At 43.8% G+C, this 20201-nt stretch carries 18 protein-coding genes; 9 read left to right on the top strand and 9 right to left on the bottom strand.

Features of this window, described 5'->3' with window-relative positions:
- The first annotated feature begins 70 nt into the window (after positions 1-70).
- Together minD and minE are read left to right on the top strand one after the other, a co-directional pair.
- A complete protein-coding gene (gene minD, locus LU276_RS01445; protein ID WP_284673927.1) occupies positions 71-886 on the top strand; it encodes a septum site-determining protein MinD in 816 nt (271 codons plus the stop codon).
- Positions 887-889: 3 nt separating this feature from the next.
- Positions 890-1165 (top strand): cell division topological specificity factor MinE, encoded by a 276-nt coding sequence (gene minE / locus LU276_RS01440; RefSeq protein WP_284673926.1) that lies wholly within the window; start codon positions 890-892, stop codon positions 1163-1165.
- Positions 1166-1308: 143 nt separating this feature from the next.
- Here the strand turns inward: minE and LU276_RS01435 are convergent, their stop codons facing one another.
- Positions 1309-1851, bottom strand: a complete 543-nt coding sequence (locus LU276_RS01435; protein ID WP_284673925.1) for a porin family protein — start codon at positions 1849-1851, stop codon at positions 1309-1311.
- Between the two features lie 492 nt (positions 1852-2343).
- Between LU276_RS01435 and LU276_RS01430 the strand changes: the two genes are divergently transcribed.
- Entirely contained in the window at positions 2344-3021 is a 678-nt protein-coding gene (locus LU276_RS01430) for a phosphoglycolate phosphatase (protein WP_284673924.1), read from the top strand.
- 133 nt (positions 3022-3154) lie between these two features.
- Here the strand turns inward: LU276_RS01430 and LU276_RS01425 are convergent, their stop codons facing one another.
- The 3 genes from LU276_RS01425 to rapA all read right to left on the bottom strand — a co-directional run bounded on the left by LU276_RS01425 (position 3155) and on the right by rapA (position 8043).
- Positions 3155-4663 carry a YifB family Mg chelatase-like AAA ATPase gene (locus LU276_RS01425; RefSeq protein WP_284673923.1) on the bottom strand — a complete coding sequence of 503 codons (1509 nt, stop codon included), beginning with the start codon at positions 4661-4663 and terminating at the stop codon, positions 3155-3157.
- A gap of 126 nt (positions 4664-4789) precedes the next feature.
- Entirely contained in the window at positions 4790-5140 is a 351-nt protein-coding gene (locus LU276_RS01420; RefSeq protein ID WP_284673922.1) for a 5-carboxymethyl-2-hydroxymuconate Delta-isomerase, read from the bottom strand.
- A gap of 41 nt (positions 5141-5181) precedes the next feature.
- On the bottom strand, positions 5182-8043 hold the full coding sequence (rapA, locus tag LU276_RS01415) for an RNA polymerase-associated protein RapA (RefSeq protein ID WP_284673921.1): 2862 nt from the start codon (positions 8041-8043) through the stop codon (positions 5182-5184).
- Between the two features lie 253 nt (positions 8044-8296).
- Here rapA and LU276_RS01410 point away from each other — a divergent pair, with 253 nt between their 5' ends.
- The 4 genes from LU276_RS01410 (at position 8297) to LU276_RS01395 (ending at position 12090) form a co-directional block, all read left to right on the top strand.
- Positions 8297-9244, top strand: coding sequence for an NAD(P)-dependent oxidoreductase (locus tag LU276_RS01410; protein WP_284673920.1), 948 nt, complete (start codon positions 8297-8299; stop codon positions 9242-9244).
- Between the two features lie 123 nt (positions 9245-9367).
- Entirely contained in the window at positions 9368-10417 is a 1050-nt protein-coding gene (metN, locus tag LU276_RS01405; protein ID WP_284673919.1) for a methionine ABC transporter ATP-binding protein MetN, read from the top strand.
- Positions 10407-11096: a methionine ABC transporter permease gene (locus LU276_RS01400; protein ID WP_284673918.1), complete on the top strand. Its 690-nt coding sequence runs from the start codon at positions 10407-10409 to the stop codon at positions 11094-11096. The genes metN and LU276_RS01400 overlap by 11 nt, the downstream gene beginning before the upstream one ends.
- A 169-nt stretch (positions 11097-11265) precedes the next feature.
- Positions 11266-12090 (top strand): MetQ/NlpA family lipoprotein, encoded by an 825-nt coding sequence (locus LU276_RS01395; protein ID WP_284673917.1) that lies wholly within the window; start codon positions 11266-11268, stop codon positions 12088-12090.
- Positions 12091-12220: 130 nt separating this feature from the next.
- On the opposite strand, the gene ccmE is transcribed toward LU276_RS01395, so the two are convergent.
- The 3 genes from ccmE to LU276_RS01380 are packed head-to-tail and all read right to left on the bottom strand — an operon-like array spanning position 12221 to position 13833.
- Positions 12221-12727 carry a cytochrome c maturation protein CcmE gene (gene ccmE, locus LU276_RS01390; RefSeq protein WP_284673916.1) on the bottom strand — a complete coding sequence of 169 codons (507 nt, stop codon included), beginning with the start codon at positions 12725-12727 and terminating at the stop codon, positions 12221-12223.
- A 51-nt stretch (positions 12728-12778) separates the two neighbouring features.
- Positions 12779-13018 (bottom strand): heme exporter protein CcmD, encoded by a 240-nt coding sequence (gene ccmD / locus LU276_RS01385; protein ID WP_284673915.1) that lies wholly within the window; start codon positions 13016-13018, stop codon positions 12779-12781.
- Between the two features lie 11 nt (positions 13019-13029).
- Positions 13030-13833, bottom strand: coding sequence for a heme ABC transporter permease (locus LU276_RS01380; protein ID WP_284673914.1), 804 nt, complete (start codon positions 13831-13833; stop codon positions 13030-13032).
- A gap of 238 nt (positions 13834-14071) precedes the next feature.
- On the opposite strand from LU276_RS01380, the gene LU276_RS01375 reads away from it, so the two are divergent.
- The gene (locus LU276_RS01375) at positions 14072-14710 is read left to right on the top strand and encodes a hypothetical protein (protein ID WP_284673913.1); all 639 of its coding nucleotides are present in this window, start codon (positions 14072-14074) and stop codon (positions 14708-14710) included.
- Entirely contained in the window at positions 14707-15849 is a 1143-nt protein-coding gene (locus tag LU276_RS01370) for a glutathionylspermidine synthase family protein (RefSeq protein WP_284673912.1), read from the top strand. The genes LU276_RS01375 and LU276_RS01370 overlap by 4 nt, the downstream gene beginning before the upstream one ends.
- 159 nt (positions 15850-16008) lie before the next feature.
- On the opposite strand, the gene LU276_RS01365 is transcribed toward LU276_RS01370, so the two are convergent.
- Entirely contained in the window at positions 16009-16743 is a 735-nt protein-coding gene (locus LU276_RS01365) for a single-stranded DNA-binding protein (RefSeq protein WP_284673911.1), read from the bottom strand.
- Positions 16744-17012: 269 nt separating this feature from the next.
- Positions 17013-19880, bottom strand: a complete 2868-nt coding sequence (gene uvrA, locus LU276_RS01360) for an excinuclease ABC subunit UvrA (protein ID WP_284673910.1) — start codon at positions 19878-19880, stop codon at positions 17013-17015.
- Positions 19881-20201: the final 321 nt, after the last annotated feature.

The following is a 20201-nucleotide window of genomic DNA, read 5'->3' as shown; positions in this document are numbered from 1 at the left end:
TGTCAAATCCATAGGCTTATCCACCATAGGTTTTGACAGTGTGCTATTTTGGATAATAAGGAGTGCCACTGTGGCGAAAATTATTGTAGTTACTTCAGGTAAAGGTGGCGTTGGCAAGACCACCACAAGTGCATCATTTGGTGCAGGTTTGGCGAAGCGAGGTTACAAAACTGCCATCATCGACTTCGATGTGGGTCTGCGAAATCTTGATCTGATCATGGGCTGTGAGAATCGTATCGTTTATGACTTTGTTGATGTCATCAGTGGCAATACCAAACTAACTCAAGCCCTAGTCAGAGATAAACAACTAGAAAACTTATATATCCTACCTGCTTCACAAACCCGTGATAAAGATGCTCTGACCGATGAAGGCGTAGCAGATGTCATCAAAGAGTTATCAGAAGACCTAAGTTTTGACTATATCATCTGCGACAGTCCAGCAGGCATTGAGCGTGGCGCACAGCTTGCCATGTACCACGCCGATGAAGCACTCATCGTAACCAATCCAGAGGTATCGAGCGTGCGAGACTCTGACCGCATCATCGGTATTTTGCAATCTCGTACCAAAAAAGTTGAAGAAGGTTCATCAGTGCGTGAGCATCTCGTAATCAATCGCTACAATCCAGAGCGTGTCGCTCAAGGCGAGATGATGGATCTTGACACCATTGCCAACGAAATTCTGCGTGTGCCACTCATCGGTGTAATCCCTGAAAGCAATGCCGTGCTAGAAGCATCAAACCATGGTCAGCCCGTAATCCACTACCCAGAATCAGCCGCAGGTCAATGCTATGATGACATCGTAGCAAGATTCTTAGGTGAAGAACGTCCACTTCGTCATATAGAAGTGAAAAAGAAAGGTTTTTTTGCTAAGCTATTTGGGGGTTAATCCATGAAAAAAGGATTTTGGGCATTATTATTTGGTGGTAATGAAACACCAAGCAGTGCTGATATTGCCAAAGACCGCTTAAAGGTCATCGTTGCAAGCTCCAACCGTCTAAACACTCGCCTAACTTCTGACCGTATCGAACAAATGAAACGAGAGATTTTAGAGGTGGTCAATAAATATGTCAATGGCGTACAGTTGGACAATGTCAATATCAATCATCATTACGAAGATGATATTGATATGCTAGAGATGAGCATCAGCTTACCTGACCGCAAATAATCTATTGTAGCCAGTTGATACAGCAGTACCCGTCTGTGGTACTGCTTTATTTTAACCGTATTTGTACTTTAGACAACTTAAAACAAAAAAACAGCCATCATGATGACGGCTGTTTTTGATTCTGTTCTAATAAACTTATTAGATTAGAATTTTAGGTGAGCACCAACACTACCCATGTTAGCATTTGAATCTAGGTAGTTAAAGCCTGCTTCTAGGCTAACATTTGGTGTGGCGTTAAAACCAACTGCAACACCACCTGCTAAACCAGTGGTATTTGATTTAACAGTGCTAGCACCATTAAGTTGTTTCTTCTCTACATCAGTTTTTGCCAGACCTAGCTTACCTTTTGCATAAACTGGTGTATTGTTGAAGTTATAACGGTAAGTACCATAGATACCATAAGTTTTGGCATCAGCTTTGTAGCTGCCTGCACTTGTAGTATAATTTTTGTTCTTAGAATCGATATATTCTACTTCTACACCCAAGTTTTGATCAAAGTTGTAGCCACCATAAATGCCATAAGCAGTCGCTTTACCTGGAACGCCATCGATATCAATCTGACCAGCTTTCAAACCAACATAAGGCTGACCTGATGTCAATGAACCATAAGTGATGGCGGCGTTTGCACTTACTGCCAAAACTGATGAGATGCCTAGTGCTAGGATTGCTTTATTTAGAGTTTTCATTGAGTTCTCCTAAAATGCGGTTAAGCACCGCTTGCTTTTGTTTATAAAGTTTTTAAAATACGCCAAGAGCTAAAACTTACGCTCTGTGGCATTGAGACTATAGTAACAGAATATTTCTTAATAGCTGTATGTGTTTATAGATTAAAATGTAAATTTTTGCAAACATTATTCCCATATTAACAACATTTTCTCATTTCTTGCAACATTCCGTTAGCATTTCTAGACCCGCCGTCATTTTATTCAAACAATAAGATTGTCAATCCAAACAACGATAGGCAGATTTTTAGTCATTCGTTCGGCATGGTTGATGGTAAATGGCTATTTATTGCACCATTGGTAAGTTTTTTAAAAAAATAATTTATGCTACAATGCCTAAATAACCGCCCAACCCATCAAAATGATAAACCAACTGTCAGCATGGTATGTTTGATGCCAGTTGCGTCATTTTTAGTTTTAAGGTCATTGACCAAAATCATTAAAAAGACCAGAAAAATGAATACCACCCCAAAATCACTTGTTATCTTTGACCTAGACGGCACACTCATTGACAGCGTGCCTGATTTGACAGACGCCATTGATAAGACTTTGCTAATCTTGGGTAGCTGTACTGCTGGCGAAGAGCTTGTACGGACTTGGGTGGGCAATGGTTCATTAAAACTGGTTGAGCGTGCCATCAACTGGGCAGGTATCACTCTCGAGCGATTAGATGAAGCTCATGAGTTATTTTTGACAACTTATCACGACTGCCATGACAACACAACCGCCTACGCCAATGTCAAAGAAGGACTGATTTGCCTAAAGCAACAAGGATTCAAGCTCGCCATCTGCACCAACAAACCCACCCAGTTTTTACCACAGATTTTGGCAAATATGGGCTGGTTGGATATGTTTGATTGCGTGGTTGATGGTGATACCCTATCCACCAAAAAACCCAATCCCGACCCGCTATACCACATTTGTCAAACACTAAGTATTGATGTCTGTCAGTCCATCATGGTAGGCGACTCAAAAAATGACATCTTAGCAGGCAAAAGTGCAAACATGACAACGCTTGCCCTAAGCTATGGTTATAATTACGGTGAATCAATCGCAATCAGCAAGCCTGATGCGATTTTTGATGACTTTGGTTCGTTGGTAGCGTTTATTCTAAACCACCATCGTGATGACTGACCACCTGCACTGTATTGATGATGCCGTCTGCTTATAGCAATTACATGAACGACATCAACAGGTAATATGGATAGCCAACAAAATTGCCAGTTTACCGCTTTGTTAGACCTTTAATTATTCATTATTATTCATTTTAGCCACGATAGCTCAATGCTTCAGCCACATGAGTCACACCAATCTCATTAGCATCTGCCAAATCCGCCAAAGTGCGGGCAACTTTTAGGATGCGATGATAACTACGAGCAGATAGATTTAATCTGGCTTGGGCAGTCTTAATCAGCATCTGCTGCGACTCGCCTAGATGGATAAATCGATCCACCTCGCTGGGTGATAGCTGACTGTTTAGCTTGCCCTGTCTGTCTAGCTGTCTTTGATGAGCCTTAACCACACGAGCCCTAACACTTGATGAACTCTCTCCTGCAGGAGCGTTTTGCAGATCATCTAACGGCAATGCAGGCACATGGATATGTAAGTCAACTCTATCAAGTAGCGGTCCTGACACCTTATCTTGATAGCGACGCACCTGATCGCTCTTGCAATGGCAACGATTACTTCCATCACCATGATAACCACACGGACAAGGATTCATGGCGGCGATAAGCTGAAAATCGGCAGGGAACGCCACCTGACTGTTGGCACGACTGATGATGATTTGTTTAGATTCAATGGGCTGTCTTAGTACTTCTAGCACTTTTTTATCAAATTCTGGCAATTCGTCTAAAAAAAGCACGCCTTTATGAGCCAACGAAATCTCTCCTGGTTTTGGGCGTGAGCCACCACCAACCAAGGCCACACCAGAGACCGTATGATGAACCTGCCTAAATGGACGCACGCCATAATCACAAGGCACACCTGCCACCGAATACACGCTCGCCACCTCCAAGGCATCCACATCCATTAACGGTGGCAAAATACTGGGTAATCTGCTTGCCATTAAGGTCTTTCCTGAACCTGGTGGTCCTTTAAATAACAATGAATGCCCACCTGCCGCTGCCACCTCAAGTGCTCTGCGTGCATGGTTTTGACCCTTGACATCTGCCAAATCCAACGGATAAACCGCCTCATCTTGGGTTGGCTGCACGATAGTCGGTGCAATCAAATCACTCTGCTCATGACTTATCCCACACACTACATCTAAATGGCGACATACCGCCTGCAAACTGTCCGCCCCAAGCACCACCACCCCAGACACCCTAGTGGCTTCTTGTGCATTATCTTTTGGGACGATAAGCACTTTTGGCTTGTCCATCTGCTTGATGGCAAGAGCAATCGCCAACGCTCCAGAGATGGGGCGAAGCTCTCCATTTAGGGCAAGTTCGCCCACAAATTCAAAATCCTTTAAAATCCGTTCATCAAGCTGACCACTTGCCGCCAAAATACCAATCGCAATCGGCAAATCAAGCCTTGAGCCATCTTTTGGCAAATCTGCAGGGGCAAGGTTAATTGTCAGGCGGCGACTAGGAAAATCAAAATCACTATTGATGAGTGCTGAACGCACACGATCTTTACTCTCACGCACTGCCGCCTCTGCCAGACCCACAATCGTCAAAGCAGGCATACCCTGAGACAGATGCACCTCCACCATCACCGATGAAGCGTGCAAACCAACGACCGAACGAGTAAAAACTTGTGCAAACGACATGATATTCCCTTAAATAGATTTTCATCAGCCATGGTTGATAGCCTGTCTTAAGATGACTTTTCTTAAGATAATGTTTTAAATCGCTAGCCATTTCATTGATGATAACCATGAATGGCAACATGGCTATTAGGCGATGACTTTTTGATAATAAGAAGACAGCTCTTGTAAGTCCACTGTGTATTGTACTTGGGTGTTGTATTTGCCCACCACTTCTTGCAGGTTTTTTAATACCAAAGCAACCAACTCGTGTTTGGTATTTTCACTACGCCCAGCCATGATGGCAAGGCGTGCTGAGACAAACAACAAACCATCATCACCAAGTCCAATCAAGCTGGCATCAGTGCGATGAATTCGACTTTTGATGTCTTTAGCTGCCTTAAATTCTCCTGTTGCAAACAGGGCTTGATTCAGATGCATCAGTAACTGAGCCTCGTCAATCTTTAGGTCTTGACTAATCTCTATGGTTAGATGTGGCATGGCTTTTCCTTAAGATTTTTTGTGTCTTAGTAATACAACAATTAGCTTGGTTTAACACACACCAACACACGAATACTATCAGGCACCAAAGAAAGATTGCTTAATGCCTCTACACCCTGAGCAAGCATTTTCTCTAATGCCAAAATCTCATCATCTCGGACATTGGGGTTGACCTGCTGAAGTCGTTTTAGGCGACCAATTTCCTTATTTAGATACTCTTGATAGCTTGCGATGCTCTCTTGGGCGATAGTAGCAAGCTGATTTTGGGCGATTTGTTTTGCCTTATCTGCTTGTGTTTCAATAACAACGGTGCGTGCTTTAATGACCTGTCTGGCTCGAGATTTATCCAATCGCTCAATGAGTGGCATGATTTTTTCTGGCGTGGCAAGTGTCGTCAAGTCATTGCCCTGCTCGGTCAAAAGCACTCTTAATACCTGCTGCGGCAAATAGGCAGATAGGTTTAGGTGCTTAGGTGCAACCACCTCCACACGGAAGTGATTTTCCACCAAAATCATGCCCTGTGGCATAGCAGCCGATTTCAGTAAAGCAACCTGCGTATTACCAAAAGTGCTTGTTGTAACAAGCTCAAGAATACCAGTAACAAGCGGATGTTCACAGGTCATATAGTCCATGTCTTCACGACAAAGTGCCTGCTTGCGATTAAAGGTTAAAGTCATGCCATCTTCGCCAAAAGGCAAAGAATCAACACCTTCAATGTCTGCTTCTTGACTGTCAATAGGATGCACTACCCATGAATCATCACGCTGTATGCTATAATCAATGTTCACCGCTTCAAAATAACGGTCAAGGAACATCGGTAGTAGCTCCGCTTCATCAAGCTCTGCCATCGCCTGCTCAATGCGAGATGCCACATTCGGACGGCATGAGTTGTATTCAAGCAGTCTGTCTCTGCCCATTTGTAGCTCTTCTTCTAGCTCGGCACGCAACAACGAGCCTTGTGCAATAAGCTGAGCAAGTGCTTCGCAACTCTCTTTGTCATTGCCACTTTCAAGCAAAGGTTTTAGATCAGCAATAAAATGCTCTTGCACAGTTTGGGCGGTTGGGCTGATTTGATTAAAGATATTTAAAGCCCCGTCATACCAATTATACAAGCGTTCTTGGGCAGTCCCTGCAACGAAAGGCACATGCAGATTAATCTTGGCAATCTGCCCAATGCGATCAAGACGACCGATTCGCTGTTCTAGCGTATCGGGATTGGCGGGCAAATCAAACAATACCAAATCCTGAACAAACTGAAAATTACGCCCCTCCGAGCCAATCTCTGAGCATAGCAGAATCTGTGCACCATCAACATCGACAAAATATGCCGCCGCTTGATCTCGCTCCAACAAGCTCATCTGCTCAGTAAAAATTGCCGTACGAATACCTGCGTGCAGTCGCAACACCGCCTCAAGACTCTCAATCGTTGCTCCACTTCTGGCGATGAGTAGCACTTTTTTGTGGCGAAGTTTTTCTTTTAATAAGTCAATCAACCAGCTGACTCGTGGATCAGATTCAAGCCAAGAGCCATCTGGATAGTTTTCCTCGCCCCACAGCTGCTCACGCAATTTACCATGCGTATAATGTGTCCCCTGCCAAGCAGTCGGTAGGGGCAGTGGATACGGAATACTGGTACGACCATAAAAACCTTGCACACTATCACGAGTATTACGAAACAGCACACGCCCTGTGCCATGACGATCCAGTAGCTCGTTGATGATGTGCGTGCGAAGTTTGTCGTTATGATTGATATCGGCAAGCTGAGCCACCTCAAAGCCAAGTAGCCCTGCGATTGCTTTGATTTGCTTATCGGATAATGACTGACCCTCGATGAGTAAGTTAGCAACCATCGCCACATCAGCAAAAGCCTCTTGCGATGCAATAAAATCATCTAAATCATCAAAACGATGCGGATCAAGCAATCTTAAGCGAGCAAAATGACTCTCTATACCAAGCTGTTCTGGCGTAGCGGTTAATAACAGCACGCCTACGGTGTGATTGGCAAAATCTGCCACCAATTCATATTTATCATTGCCACCGTTGTCACTGCCCCATTGCAAATGGTGTGCCTCATCCACCACAAGTAAATCAAAACCTGCAGCAAATGCCTGCTCATACAAGTCATGATGGTCTAATAAAAGATCAATACCTGCAATGATGAACTGCTCGGTCGCAAAGACATTTTGTTCAGGGTTATGCTCTTTAATCGATGCCGTACACACCAAATCAAAAATTGAGAAATTCAAATTAAATCGGCGTTTTAGCTCAATCATCCATTGGTATTGTAAGCTATCAGGCACCAAGATAAGCACACGACCTGCCTTGCCTGTGATGATTTGTTGGTGGATAATAAGCCCAGCTTCAATGGTCTTGCCCAGACCCACCTCATCTGCCAACAACACCCGAGGCGATAGGCGTTTGCCAACTTCATGAGCAATATAAAGCTGGTGGCGAATGATGTCCACACGAGCCCCCATTAAGCCACGCAAGGGATGGCGTGATAGCATGGCTTGTAATTTTAGGGCATCTTGGCGTAAGTCATATCGCTCGCCATTTTCAATGCGACCTGCCAACAGTCGCTCCAATGGCTTAGCAAGGGTAATGTTCGCCGCCAAACGAGTCTCCATCAGCGATTTACCGCAAGTGAGATGATAACGCATGACCCCAGAGACATCTTCACAGTGTGCCACAACATACTGATTGCCATCTTGGTCACTGATTGTATCGCCAGCACAAAACACCACACGAGACAGTAAAGCAGATGCTTTGGCATAGACACGAGTCTCTTCAGACTGCGGAAATAACACTGATACACAACGGTCATTAACATCAATGACAACCCCAAGCCCAAGATTACTTTCAGAATCCGACAGATAACGCTGACCGATGGCAAATTGACTCATACAACACTCTTTTTAAGGTTTATGCAAAATTAAATTATCGTTATAAATAAACTATTTTACTAAAAATTTATACATTTAGCACTTTGTTTATTGATGATGGCGATTTCAATGATTTCAAGTGGTTGGATTTTGCTAAAATGTTCATCAAAGGATAAACCAACTTCGTTTGATATTTATTAGATTGTACGATATGATAAACTATCTCATCAGTCACTATGATTAGCACACCATCTGTTCATATTAAGGCACACCCATGAAAGCTGTATTTTTAGACACCGACACTTTTTCAAACAAGACCGATTTGTCCTTACCCATATCCGTCAGTGAATATGTCCGCTATGACAACACACCTAATGACGAAGCAGTCATCATTGAACGCTGTGCTGATGCCGACATCATCATTACCAACAAAGTTAATCTCACCGCCAACATCATCAAAAGCCTACCCAATCTTAAGCTCATTCATATAACCGCCACAGGCATCAACAACATCGATACTAAGACCTGTGATGAACAAGGTGTGGCATGGCGAAATGTTACAGGCTATTCAACCGTAACCGTGCCAGAACATACCTTTATGCTCATGCTTAATGTCATGCGAGCCGCCAGCACCTATCACAAGCAGGCGACCGATGGTACTTGGCAGGCAGATGGGCGGTTTTGTTTGATTGATGAACCAATTTTTGATTTATCGGGCAAGACCTTAGGCATCATTGGCGGTGGTAATATCGGTCAAAATGTCGCACGCATTGCACAAGCTTTTGGCATGACAGTACTACTTGCCGAACGCCGTGGCAAACCACCAAGAGATGACAACTACACCACCTTTGAAGAGGTGTTGGCAGCAGCCGATGTAATCAGCTTGCATTGCCCCTTAACTGACGATACAGCATATCTTATCAATCATGATACCATCGCCCTAATGCAAAAACAGCCCGCCATCATCAATGTTGCACGCGGTGGTGTGGTGGATAGTCATGCCATCGCACAGGCATTAACACAAGGTCAGATTTTAGGTTATGGTGCTGATGTGTTTGGGTCCGAACCGTTCACTGATGATGACCCACTACTCACCCTAAAAGACCACCCCAGAGTCTTTTTTACACCGCACAACGCATGGGGTAGCCTAGATGCACAAGCAAGGCTGTGGCAGATTCTTTGTACGCAGATAGATGAGTTTATCAAAACTTATACAGTCTAATGATGACCCTTTCAACACCCAACACAGATACAGTCGCCAAATCAAAAACTGTGCTATACTATGTGGTTTTGCACAGTTTTTATTGATTTTATTGACAATATTTCATCACTTATGACCACATCTATGATACAGTTGCACCAAGTCAGCAAGGTATTTCACATTCAAAAAGATGGGCAGTCCACCAGCTTCACCGCCGTACAGCCAACCGATCTTACGATTAAGCAAGGCGAGATTTTTGGCATCATCGGTTCATCAGGGGCAGGTAAGTCCACTCTCATCCGTTGCGTCAACTTACTAGAGCGACCAAGCTCAGGTACAGTAACGGTTGATGGCGTAGTGCTGACCAACTTATCTGAAGCTGAGCTAATCAAGGCAAGACGAAAGATTGGCATGATTTTTCAGCATTTCAACTTGTTGCACTCTCGCACAGTCTTTGAGAACATTGCCCTACCACTTGAACTATCAGGCACGCCCAAAAGTATGATTCGCCAAAAAGTGGGCGAGCTGACCCAACTTGTCGGATTAAACGATAAGCACGACACCTATCCTGCCAATCTGTCAGGCGGTCAAAAACAGCGAGTCGCCATCGCACGAGCTTTGGCATCAGACCCTAAAGTGTTGCTGTGCGATGAAGCAACTTCCGCTTTAGACCCTGCTACCACACAAACCATCTTAGCATTATTAAAGCATATCAATAAAACGCTTGGCATCACCATTTTGCTCATCACGCATGAAATGGATGTGGTCAAACGCATCTGCGATAAAGTGGCAGTGATTGACAAAGGCATGCTAATAGAGCAAGGCAAAGTAAGCGAGATTTTTGCCAATCCAAAAACACAAGTCGCCAAAACATTCATTGATTCCACCTTTCATCTAGGATTGCCCGACGAGTTCTTAGCAAAGCTACACACCAAACCCAGTCATGATACCGCTTATCCTGTGGTGAAATACGAATTTAGTGGCAACTCTGTGGACTCGCCGTTGTTTTCGCAAGCGAGTAAGCAGTTTGGTGTAGAATTTAGCATCTTAACTTCGCAGATGGATTATGTAGGTGGTGTGAAATTTGGTTTTACCATTGCCGAGTTAATGGGTAGTTCAACCGCCATCATGCAGGCAAATGAATACTTGACGGCACACGGTGTAGGTTTGGAGGTTTTGGGTTATGTGGGATAAGATTTATACCGATTTTATGACCGAGCTACACCCCAAGATGTGGCAGATGGTCGCTCAATCCACCTATGAGACCATCTATATGGGTCTGGTGGCAACTTTGATCGCCGTGCTGGTGGGTGTGCCATTTGGTTTTGTGGCATTCTTAACAGGCAAAGGAAGAATTCTACAAAACATAGCTTTGTTTCGCCTGCTTGATGCCATCATCAACATTGGTCGCTCTGTGCCATTTATTATCTTGCTTATTGTATTGATGCCTGTAACACGCTTTTTGGTAGGAACAACGCTTGGCACAACCGCTGCCATCGTCCCATTAAGTGCCGCCGCCATTCCCTTTATGGCACGCCTAACCGCTAACGCACTTGCTGAAATTCCCACAGGGCTGACCGAAGCAGCACAATCAATGGGGGCAACACATTGGCAGGTTATCAGCAAATACTATCTGCCAGAAAGCCTGCCCATGATTATCAATGCCATCACTTTAACACTCGTTACACTCATTGGTTATTCAGCGATGGCAGGTGTGGTCGGTGGTGGTGGACTGGGTAATCTTGCCATCAGCTACGGCGAGCATCGTGGCATGGTTTATGTTAAATGGATTGCAACCATCATCATTGTTGCGATTGTCATGATTTGCCAAAAATTAGGTGATGCTTTGGCGACACGGGTTGATCACCGCTGATTGACAATAATCCATCAAATAACATATTCCAAAAAAGAATAACTAAATGATTAAACTTTTCTTCATTGCATATTGAATTGCATTGGCGATTTGTGGTTTAATATGCCAAAATGTTATTTTTTTATAGGCATTTTTATCATCATCCATTTTACCATACAGGGTAATCATCATGAAATTAAATAAATTTTTTGGACTGTGCATCCTAGCTTCTAGCATCGCATTGGTCGGTTGTGGCAACGACAGACAAGCTGAGCAATCCGCCCCTGCTGACGCTCAAACCATTAAAGTAGGCGTAATGAGCGGTCCTGAACACGCTGTGGCAGAAGTAGCTGCTAAAGTCGCCAAAGAAAAATACGGTCTGACTGTTGAATATGTTGAATTCAACGACTACGCCTTACCAAACGAAGCTGTCTCCAAAGGCGATCTAGATGCCAACGCCATGCAACACAAACCTTATCTTGACGAAGACAGCAAGAAAAAAGGACTGACCAACCTTGAAATCGTGGGCAATACTTTCGTATATCCATTGGCTGGCTATTCTAAAAAAATCAAATCACTTGATGAGTTACAAGACGGTGCAACCATCGCTGTACCAAACGACCCATCAAACCTAGCTCGTGCGTTAATTTTGCTTGAAAAACAAGGTCTGATCAAGCTAAAAGACAACACCAACCTACTTTCAACATCGCTAGACATCATTGAAAACCCAAAAAATTTAGTCATCAAAGAAGTGGATACTTCTGTGGCAGCTCGTGCTCTAGATGATGTTGCCCTAGCAGTTGTTAATAACAACTATGCAGGTCAGGCAGGCTTAACCGCTCAAGACGGCATCTTTGTTGAGGCTAAAGATTCACCGTATGTCAATATCATCGTGGCTCGTAGCGATAATAAAGATTCAGAGGCGGTACAAAACTTCGTTAAAGCCTATCAAACTGATGAAGTGGAAGCTGAAGCGAAAAAACAATTTAAAGACGGCGTGGTTAAAGGCTGGTAATTCAAGCCTTATCCCAAGCAAAACCCCTTTGAGTATTCATTGCTCAAAGGGGTTTATTTAAATGATTTAGGTAAATCAAATTGTTGAAGGCAGCCAATATCTAATCATCAAAGAATGCCAAACATTATGTTTAATCACTTGATCGCCCATCAATCTCACTCATTGGTGCAGCAGGTGTGAACTGTTCACCGCTGACATCCGTGCCTTGTGCTGCGTGTTCTTGCTTGAGAGATTTTGCTACTTCTGGCGGCATATAGTTTTCATCATGCTTAGCAAGCACTTCTGACGCCACAAAGACACCATTTTTTAACTCGCCTGTTGCCACAATACCAGAGTTTTCGGCAAACAAATCAGGCAAAACCCCACGATAGGTTACAGGCACGATTTTTTTGTAGTCAGTGATCTGAAACTGAATGTTTAGCTGATCGACTGGGTCTCGCTTGACACTACCTGCCACCACCATACCACCTGCACGAATACGCTTTGCTTCAGGAGCTTGCCCTGTGGCGATGGCAGTCGGATCAAAATAATAGTCAGTCTGCTGGCGAATGGCGTATAAAATCAGCCCAACTGCAATGATTGTCCCAATAAGCATGGCAATCACCCACATCAGTTTTTTTTGTCTTACATTGTTCATGACGGTATCTTTTTTTGGATTGTCTGTTTGTATTGCTATCGCACTTAAAAATCAGGATTGGCTAGCGTGCTGATTACCCAGTGCCTTTCGTTGTTTATTGGTTAGGCGATCATTTTTTTGATGAGATCCTGATTGTCGCTTTAGCCTAATTAAAGTGTTTTTGCGTTCAGAGATGACATAGATAATCAGTGCAACGAGCGATAAAAAAGTAATGCCATAGCACAGCCATACAAATGCACCATGCCCCTGCATATCAATCAAATCACTAAAAGTTGAAAAATATGGTGTCATCGCTTGCTACCTTATGATGAATGGTTTGCTGGCTTGTTGAGTAGTTTTTGTACCCATGCTTTATTATATTCACGGGATAAAATCAAAGAGTTGGTACGATAGATGGCAAGTGCCGCCACCAAAAAATACATACCAAGTAGCATCACCAATAGTGGCACCCACATACTTGGCGACATCTTTGGGGCGTTGGTGATGGTAAAAGTCGCCCCTTGATGCAAGGTATTCCACCACTCCACCGAATATTTGATGATGGGTAAATTAACCGCCCCCACAACGGATAAGATTGCTGCTGCCTTACCACGGTTTTGGCTATGTTCAAAAGCGGAGAATAACGCCATAACACCCACATACAAAAACGCCAAAATAAGCATACTGGTTAAGCGTGCGTCCCACACCCAATAAGTACCCCAAGTGGGCTTGCCCCAGATAGAGCCAGTCAGCAAACTTAGCACACAAAAAATGAATCCAATAGGGGCAATGGCTTGGGCGACAATGTTGGCAGTTTTGATTTTCCATACCAAAAAAATCACACCAAGTGCTGCCAAAGCAAAATAAATACTCATCGCAAGACTGGCCGCCGGCACATGAATAAAGATGATGCGATAGCTGTTGCCCTGTAGATAGTCAGGTGGTGCAAAACCCAGACCCCAAACCGTTCCCACACCCAACAGCACTACTGCAATCACAGACAGCCATTTCACCCATGGTGAAAAAATATGAAAGAACCGCTCTGTGCCAACTGTCGTCAAAAAACCTTGCCACAGACGACCAAAAAAACCTGTTTGCACACCTCTATTGCGAGTGTTATCAGACATGGGAATTACCACTTGATTGGATAAAGAAATCAAAATACTGACCATAAATCACCTAAATTATATCACGACTTGACCAATTGGGGAATATACCTACCAAAAACAAGCAATTTTTTTGATGCAAAAAATTCTTGTAAAATCATTCATTTATCCGCATAATATTATTAACTATACGATATTATTCTTCGTATGATATTATCAATTTTAATCATTTATTCAATTAAACCGAGGTCAAAAGTTAATGTCAAACACCGTCCCACTTTCTAGAAAGTCTCGCAAGTCCTCTCACATCTCACTTGTTCTACTAGGTGCCAGTGCCATTGGGCTTAGTGCCTGCTATCCAGCTCCAAACGATACCCCAAAAACCAATGAGCAATTATTGGCAGACGCTGAACGAGAGCTTGCTGAAGCCCAAGCACGCCTAGCTGCCGCCCAAGCACGCCAACAAGCAGAAGCCGTGAATACCGCTGCTGCCGAACTAGAAGCACAAGCAACAGGAATACTACCCCAAGAGCAGGTCGATGAACAAGCTACAACAAGCGAAGCACAAGATGGCATGGGTGCTGGTACGGCTTTGCTGGCGGGAGCAGCGGCAGGTGCAGCGGCAGGCTACCTTGCAACCAAAGCCGCCAACAACCGAGTGGCGGACGCATCTCGTGCCTCTCAGACACCAACCACCACACAGCAACCAGTCAATCGTACAAATACCAACACCGCCAATGCCAATAATGCTACCGGCAATCAAAACACAGGCACTCGCCAAAGTGCCGCCCAAAGCACACAAAATTATCAAAGTCCCCAAGCTCAGAACCAAGATGGCACAACTCGTGGCGGCTTTGGCAACAGTGCTTCAAGCTCAAGCGTTGGGGCAACCTCGTGAAACGCATCAGTATCACCCCACGCCCCAACTGGCAAGATGAGATGAATCGCATCGGCTTTGATTACCACAGTGTTGATGGCAACTACTGGCAAGAAGATGCGTGTTATGTGTTTAGCGAGTCGCAGATTGATGAGCTTGAGCGTGTTACCGAAGACCTACATCGTATGTACTTTGCTGCCACCAATCACATCATACAAACAGGCGATTATGATAAATTGGGCATCAATGATCACACCGCCACCTTAATTGAACAGAGTTTTAAGGCACGCCTGCCAACTCTCTATGGTCGCTTTGATTTATGCTATGATGGCACCAATCCACCCAAAATGTATGAGTACAATGCCGACACACCCACATCACTTTTTGAAGGTAGCGTGGCACAGTGGTATTGGCTACAAGCACGAGGTAGCGAGCTGTCTGACGCTGACCAATTCAACAGCATTCACGAGCGTCTTTTGGTGGAATTTCAAGCCCTAAAAAGTGAGCATCCATTATACTTTACTGCTGTTGCCGGTAATCAAGAAGACTACATTACCACTCGCTACCTACAAGATGTGGCGATACAGGCAGGTCTTGATACACAGTTTATTGATATTCACGACATTGGTTATCGCCATCATGATAAAGCATTCGTAGATCTACAAGAAAACTCCATTCATCAGCTGTTCAAATTATACCCTTGGGAGTGGCTTGTTGAAGAAGAGTTTGGACAGTACATTGCAAACAGTAGCACCCAGTTTATCGAACCTGCTTATAAACTACTGTTTAGCAACAAAGCTCTGCTTGCTGTACTATGGGAGCTATTCCCCAATCACCCAAATCTACTGCCTGCTTATCTTGATGAAAAAATGCTTGGTGGCAATTATGTCAAAAAACCCTTTTTTTCCCGTGAAGGGGCAAATATCACACTGTATCATGATAATAAAACCGAGCAAACTGAGGGTATTTATGGCAAAGAAGGTCATGTCTATCAGCAAGCACACGCCCTACCCACCTTTACCAACAATCAAGGTCAAACCATGCATACTTTAGTTGGCAGCTGGATTGTTGGGCATGGTGCAGCAGGCATTGGCGTAAGAGAAGATTATACTGCCATCACCAAGGATACCAGTCTTTTTGTGCCACATATTTTCCGCTAATGTCTTAATTTATGCGTTTAAACGAACGCATAATCAGCACTCAACCACCAAAGGTTTGTGACACCCACAAAGCAATCATATTATCAAAAAGGTATCCAAAAACAAAAAACAGCTGAAATACAGCTGTTTTTTTTTGTTATTACTGCCAGTCTTGATGAATTAAAACGGCATGTCATCATCTGCCACCACCGTAGAAGGTGTTGGCTTACTGGCAGCAGGTGGTGTGGATTCTGGTTTTGCCATACTAGGCGTACCAAAAGAATTGTTTTGTGCCATGTTGTTTTGATTGGCGTTTGGACTTTGAATTGGTGGCTGTCCGCCCTGATTGGCTTGGTTGGCAAATCCATTTTGATATTGAGCATTCGGATTGCCCTGATTACCAAAACCCTGATTTGCCTGTGGGTAATCTTGGTTGTAATTATTATTAAAATTACGATTTTGGTTATTGCCCCACTGTTGGTTATTTTGGTTTTGGTAGCCACCTTGATTGCCGTAGTTGTTACCGCCGTTATAGTTATTACCAAAACCGCCTTGATTGCCTCCAAAGCCACCTTGCTCATTATTTGAGCTTAGCATACGCATCTCTGACGCACGAATCTCTGTGCTATATCGCTCAATGCCTTGTGAATCTGTGTATTTACGAGTCTGTAGGCTACCTTCAATATAAACCATACTGCCTTTACGCAAGTACTGAGCTGCAATCTCTCCCAAGCGGTTAAAGAGACTGATGCGATGCCATTCTGTCTGCTCTTTACGATCGCCTGTATTTTTATCTGTCCAACGCTCGCTTGTCGCTACTGAAATATTCGTAACGCCGCCGCCATTTTGAAAAGAACGCACTTCTGGGTCATTGCCCAAGCGACCAACAATGATTACCTTATTCACACTACTCATAAGCTACTCTATCATTAACTAATATAAATATAAAACACCTATTACACAGACCATTCTTGTTATTCAACTAAGCCTGTATGCCTACTTTAACGAAAATTTCGCAAAATTACCAGTCTTTTTTTGCTCGCCTTGTACATCTTTGGGAATTTGCTTTCATGGTAGCAAATTTAATCAAACACCCATCATGTTTTTGCTCCATCATGACGATAGCATAAATCATCATCGCTACCGTCATCAGATGCACAATCAACCATCAAAAATTTTGCTACTTATCCCTTTTCAAGCACACCTTTTAAAAAACGCCCTGTATGAGATTTCTCATCTTGTGCCACCTTCTCTGGCGTTCCTGTCGCAACAATCATGCCACCGCCATCACCACCTTCGTAGCCCAAATCAACGATATGGTCAGCAGTCTTAATTACATCCAGATTATGCTCAATAACCACCACCGTATTACCCTTATCTCTAAGGGTGTGCAGGATATCAAGTAGTTTTTTGATATCATGAAAATGCAGTCCTGTGGTCGGTTCATCTAGGATATATAAAGTCTGCCCTGTGTCTCGTTTGGCAAGTTCTTTGGCAAGTTTCACCCTTTGGGCTTCACCTCCCGATAATGTCGTGGCAGATTGACCAAGCTGAATATAACCCAGTCCCACTTGCATGAGTGCTTCTAATTTGCGATGAATCGCAGGAATCGCCTCAAAGAAACTAAGTGCATTTTCCACCGTCATGTCTAGCACTTGACTGATGGACTTGCCTTTATAATGCACCTCTAGCGTCTCACGATTGTAGCGTTTACCATCACAGACATCGCACGGCACATACATATCGGGTAAAAAGTGCATTTCCACCTTAATCATGCCATCGCCTTGACAAGCCTCGCAGCGACCACCCTTAACATTGAAGCTAAAACGCCCTGCTTTATATCCCCTAGCTCTTGCCTCAGGCGTTTGGGTGAATAGGTCTCGTATGAGCGTAAACACCCCTGTATAAGTAGCAGGATTAGAACGAGGGGTACGACCAATGGGGCTTTGGTCTATATCCACCATCTTATCAAGATGCTCAAGCCCTGTGATTTTATCGTAACTTTCGGGTACTAATGTCGTGGCATTATTTAGGTATGTGGCAGATAGTGGCATGAGCGTACGATTGATGAGCGTAGATTTGCCAGAGCCTGACACACCTGTGATGCAGGTCATCACACCGATGGGAATTTCTAGATTAACATTTTTTAGGTTGTTGCCTTTTGCTCCTTCTAGACGGATATATAAAGGTTCAGATACCGTCTTTTTGCCTTTTTTGACCTCACCCATCTTGGCAGTATGACGAACTTTAGGGACTTCAATGCGTTTTTTACCTGACAAATACTGCCCTGTTAAGGAGTCATTATTTTTGGCAATTTCATCTGCCGTTCCTGCAGCAATCACTCTTCCGCCATGCACGCCTGCTCCCACACCAATATCAATGATATAATCTGCCATACAGATGGCATCTTCGTCATGCTCCACGACAATAACCGTGTTGCCCAAATCCCTAAGATGCGTTAGAGTGGATAACAAACGGTCATTATCTCTTTGGTGCAGTCCGATGGACGGCTCATCAAGCACATACATGACTCCCATGAGCCCTGCACCGATTTGACTTGCCAAACGGATTCGCTGTGCCTCACCTCCTGACAATGTCTCAGCAGAACGAGCAAGGGTTAGATATTCTAAGCCCACCTTAGTCAAAAATCCCAACCGTTCACGAATTTCTTTAAAAATCTTATCCGCCACCTCGCCTTTAAGTCCGCTAATGTGCAGATTTTCATAATATTGCCATGCCTGACCGATGGGAAGATGAATGATATCCCCCACGCCACGACCGTCCACTTTGACATGACGAGCAATGTCGTTTAGACGCACACCATTGCAGACATTACAAGTAGTATCCGAAAGGTATTGAGCCAGCTCATCTCTCACAATGTTACTGGTAGTGCTATGATAACGGCGTTCTAGATAAGGTAAAATCCCCTCAAACGGTACGGTCTTAGTTGTCTTACGCCCCCTTTCATCGGTAAAATTAAAGACAATCTTTTCTTTGCCAGAACCGTTTAAGATGATGTTTTGCTCTTTTTTGAGTAATTCCTGCCACGGCTTATCCATATCAATACCAAAATGCGTACAGACTGTGGTCAACAGCCCAAAATAATAAGCATGGCGTTTGTCCCAACCATGTATTGCCCCTTGATTGATGGATTTTGCAGGCTCGGCAACAATCCGCTCGGCAGAGAAATACTGACGCTTGCCCAGACCATCACACGATGGGCAAGCCCCAGCAGGATTATTAAAACTAAAAAGGCGTGGCTCTAACTCACTAACCACCCTATCACAGACAGGACAAGAATGCTTGGCGGACAAAACAGCTTCATCAGCCCCGTCCATATGATGGACGATGACAATGTCATTACCCAATCTTAAGGCAGTCTCCAAACTTTCTGCCACTCGATTACCCAAATCATCTCGCACCTTAAATCTATCCACCACCACCTCAATGGTGTGTTTGTGCGTCTTAGCAAGAGTGGGTAGCTCGTCCACATCGTAGACCGCACCGTCAATGCGAAATTTGGTAAAACCTTGTGCCTGCAACCTCTCCAACAGGGCAAGATGCTCGCCCTTTCGTTCACGCACAACAGGTGCTAGAAGCATCAGTTTTGTGCCATCAGGTTTAGCAAGAATATCATCCACCATTTCACTGACCGTTTGGGCGACCATTGGCAAGTCATGTTCTGGACAATGGGGTGTACCAACTCTTGCAAATAGTAGGCGTAGGTAATCATAGACTTCGGTAATCGTACCAACGGTAGAACGAGGGTTGTGGTTGGTGGATTTTTGTTCAATGGCGATGGCAGGAGAAAGACCCTCAATACTATCCACCTCAGGCTTATCCATCTGACTTAAAAATTGGCGAGCATAAGCGGATAAACTTTCGACATAACGGCGTTGCCCTTCAGCATAAAGCGTATCAAAAGCGAGTGATGATTTTCCAGAACCTGAAAGACCTGTAATCACCACAAGCTTATCTCGTGGAATGTCCACATCGATATTTTTTAGGTTGTGCGTACGAGCACCTTTAATGCTGATAAATTCGTGTGCCATAGGTTGCCTTTGATGGATTATCTGATTGATATTGACTTAATGGGGTAAAGATGTGATTTTTAAAGCAACATTAAGGTTTATTTAAACAAATTATCTCATCAGCACTGATGATTGCTTAGGCGATGGGCAATCATCACACAGGTTATGTTCATCGTTTTTATCATTTTGTTAATTTATCGCTCTTTTTCAACATTCAAAGGCTAGTTACAAAGCCCATCAAAGATTAACCTCTCTTTTTTTCCTTTCATAATAAGACGGAAAGCTAGGTCATTTGCCACTCTAACCAACTTCTGCTACACTAGCACAAATCCATTTACCCAA

This window comes from Moraxella haemolytica (genome assembly GCF_030177935.1).
In the GTDB taxonomy this organism is placed as follows: Bacteria; Pseudomonadota; Gammaproteobacteria; order Pseudomonadales; family Moraxellaceae; genus Moraxella; species Moraxella haemolytica.
This window is presented reverse-complemented; position numbering and strand designations above follow the sequence as displayed.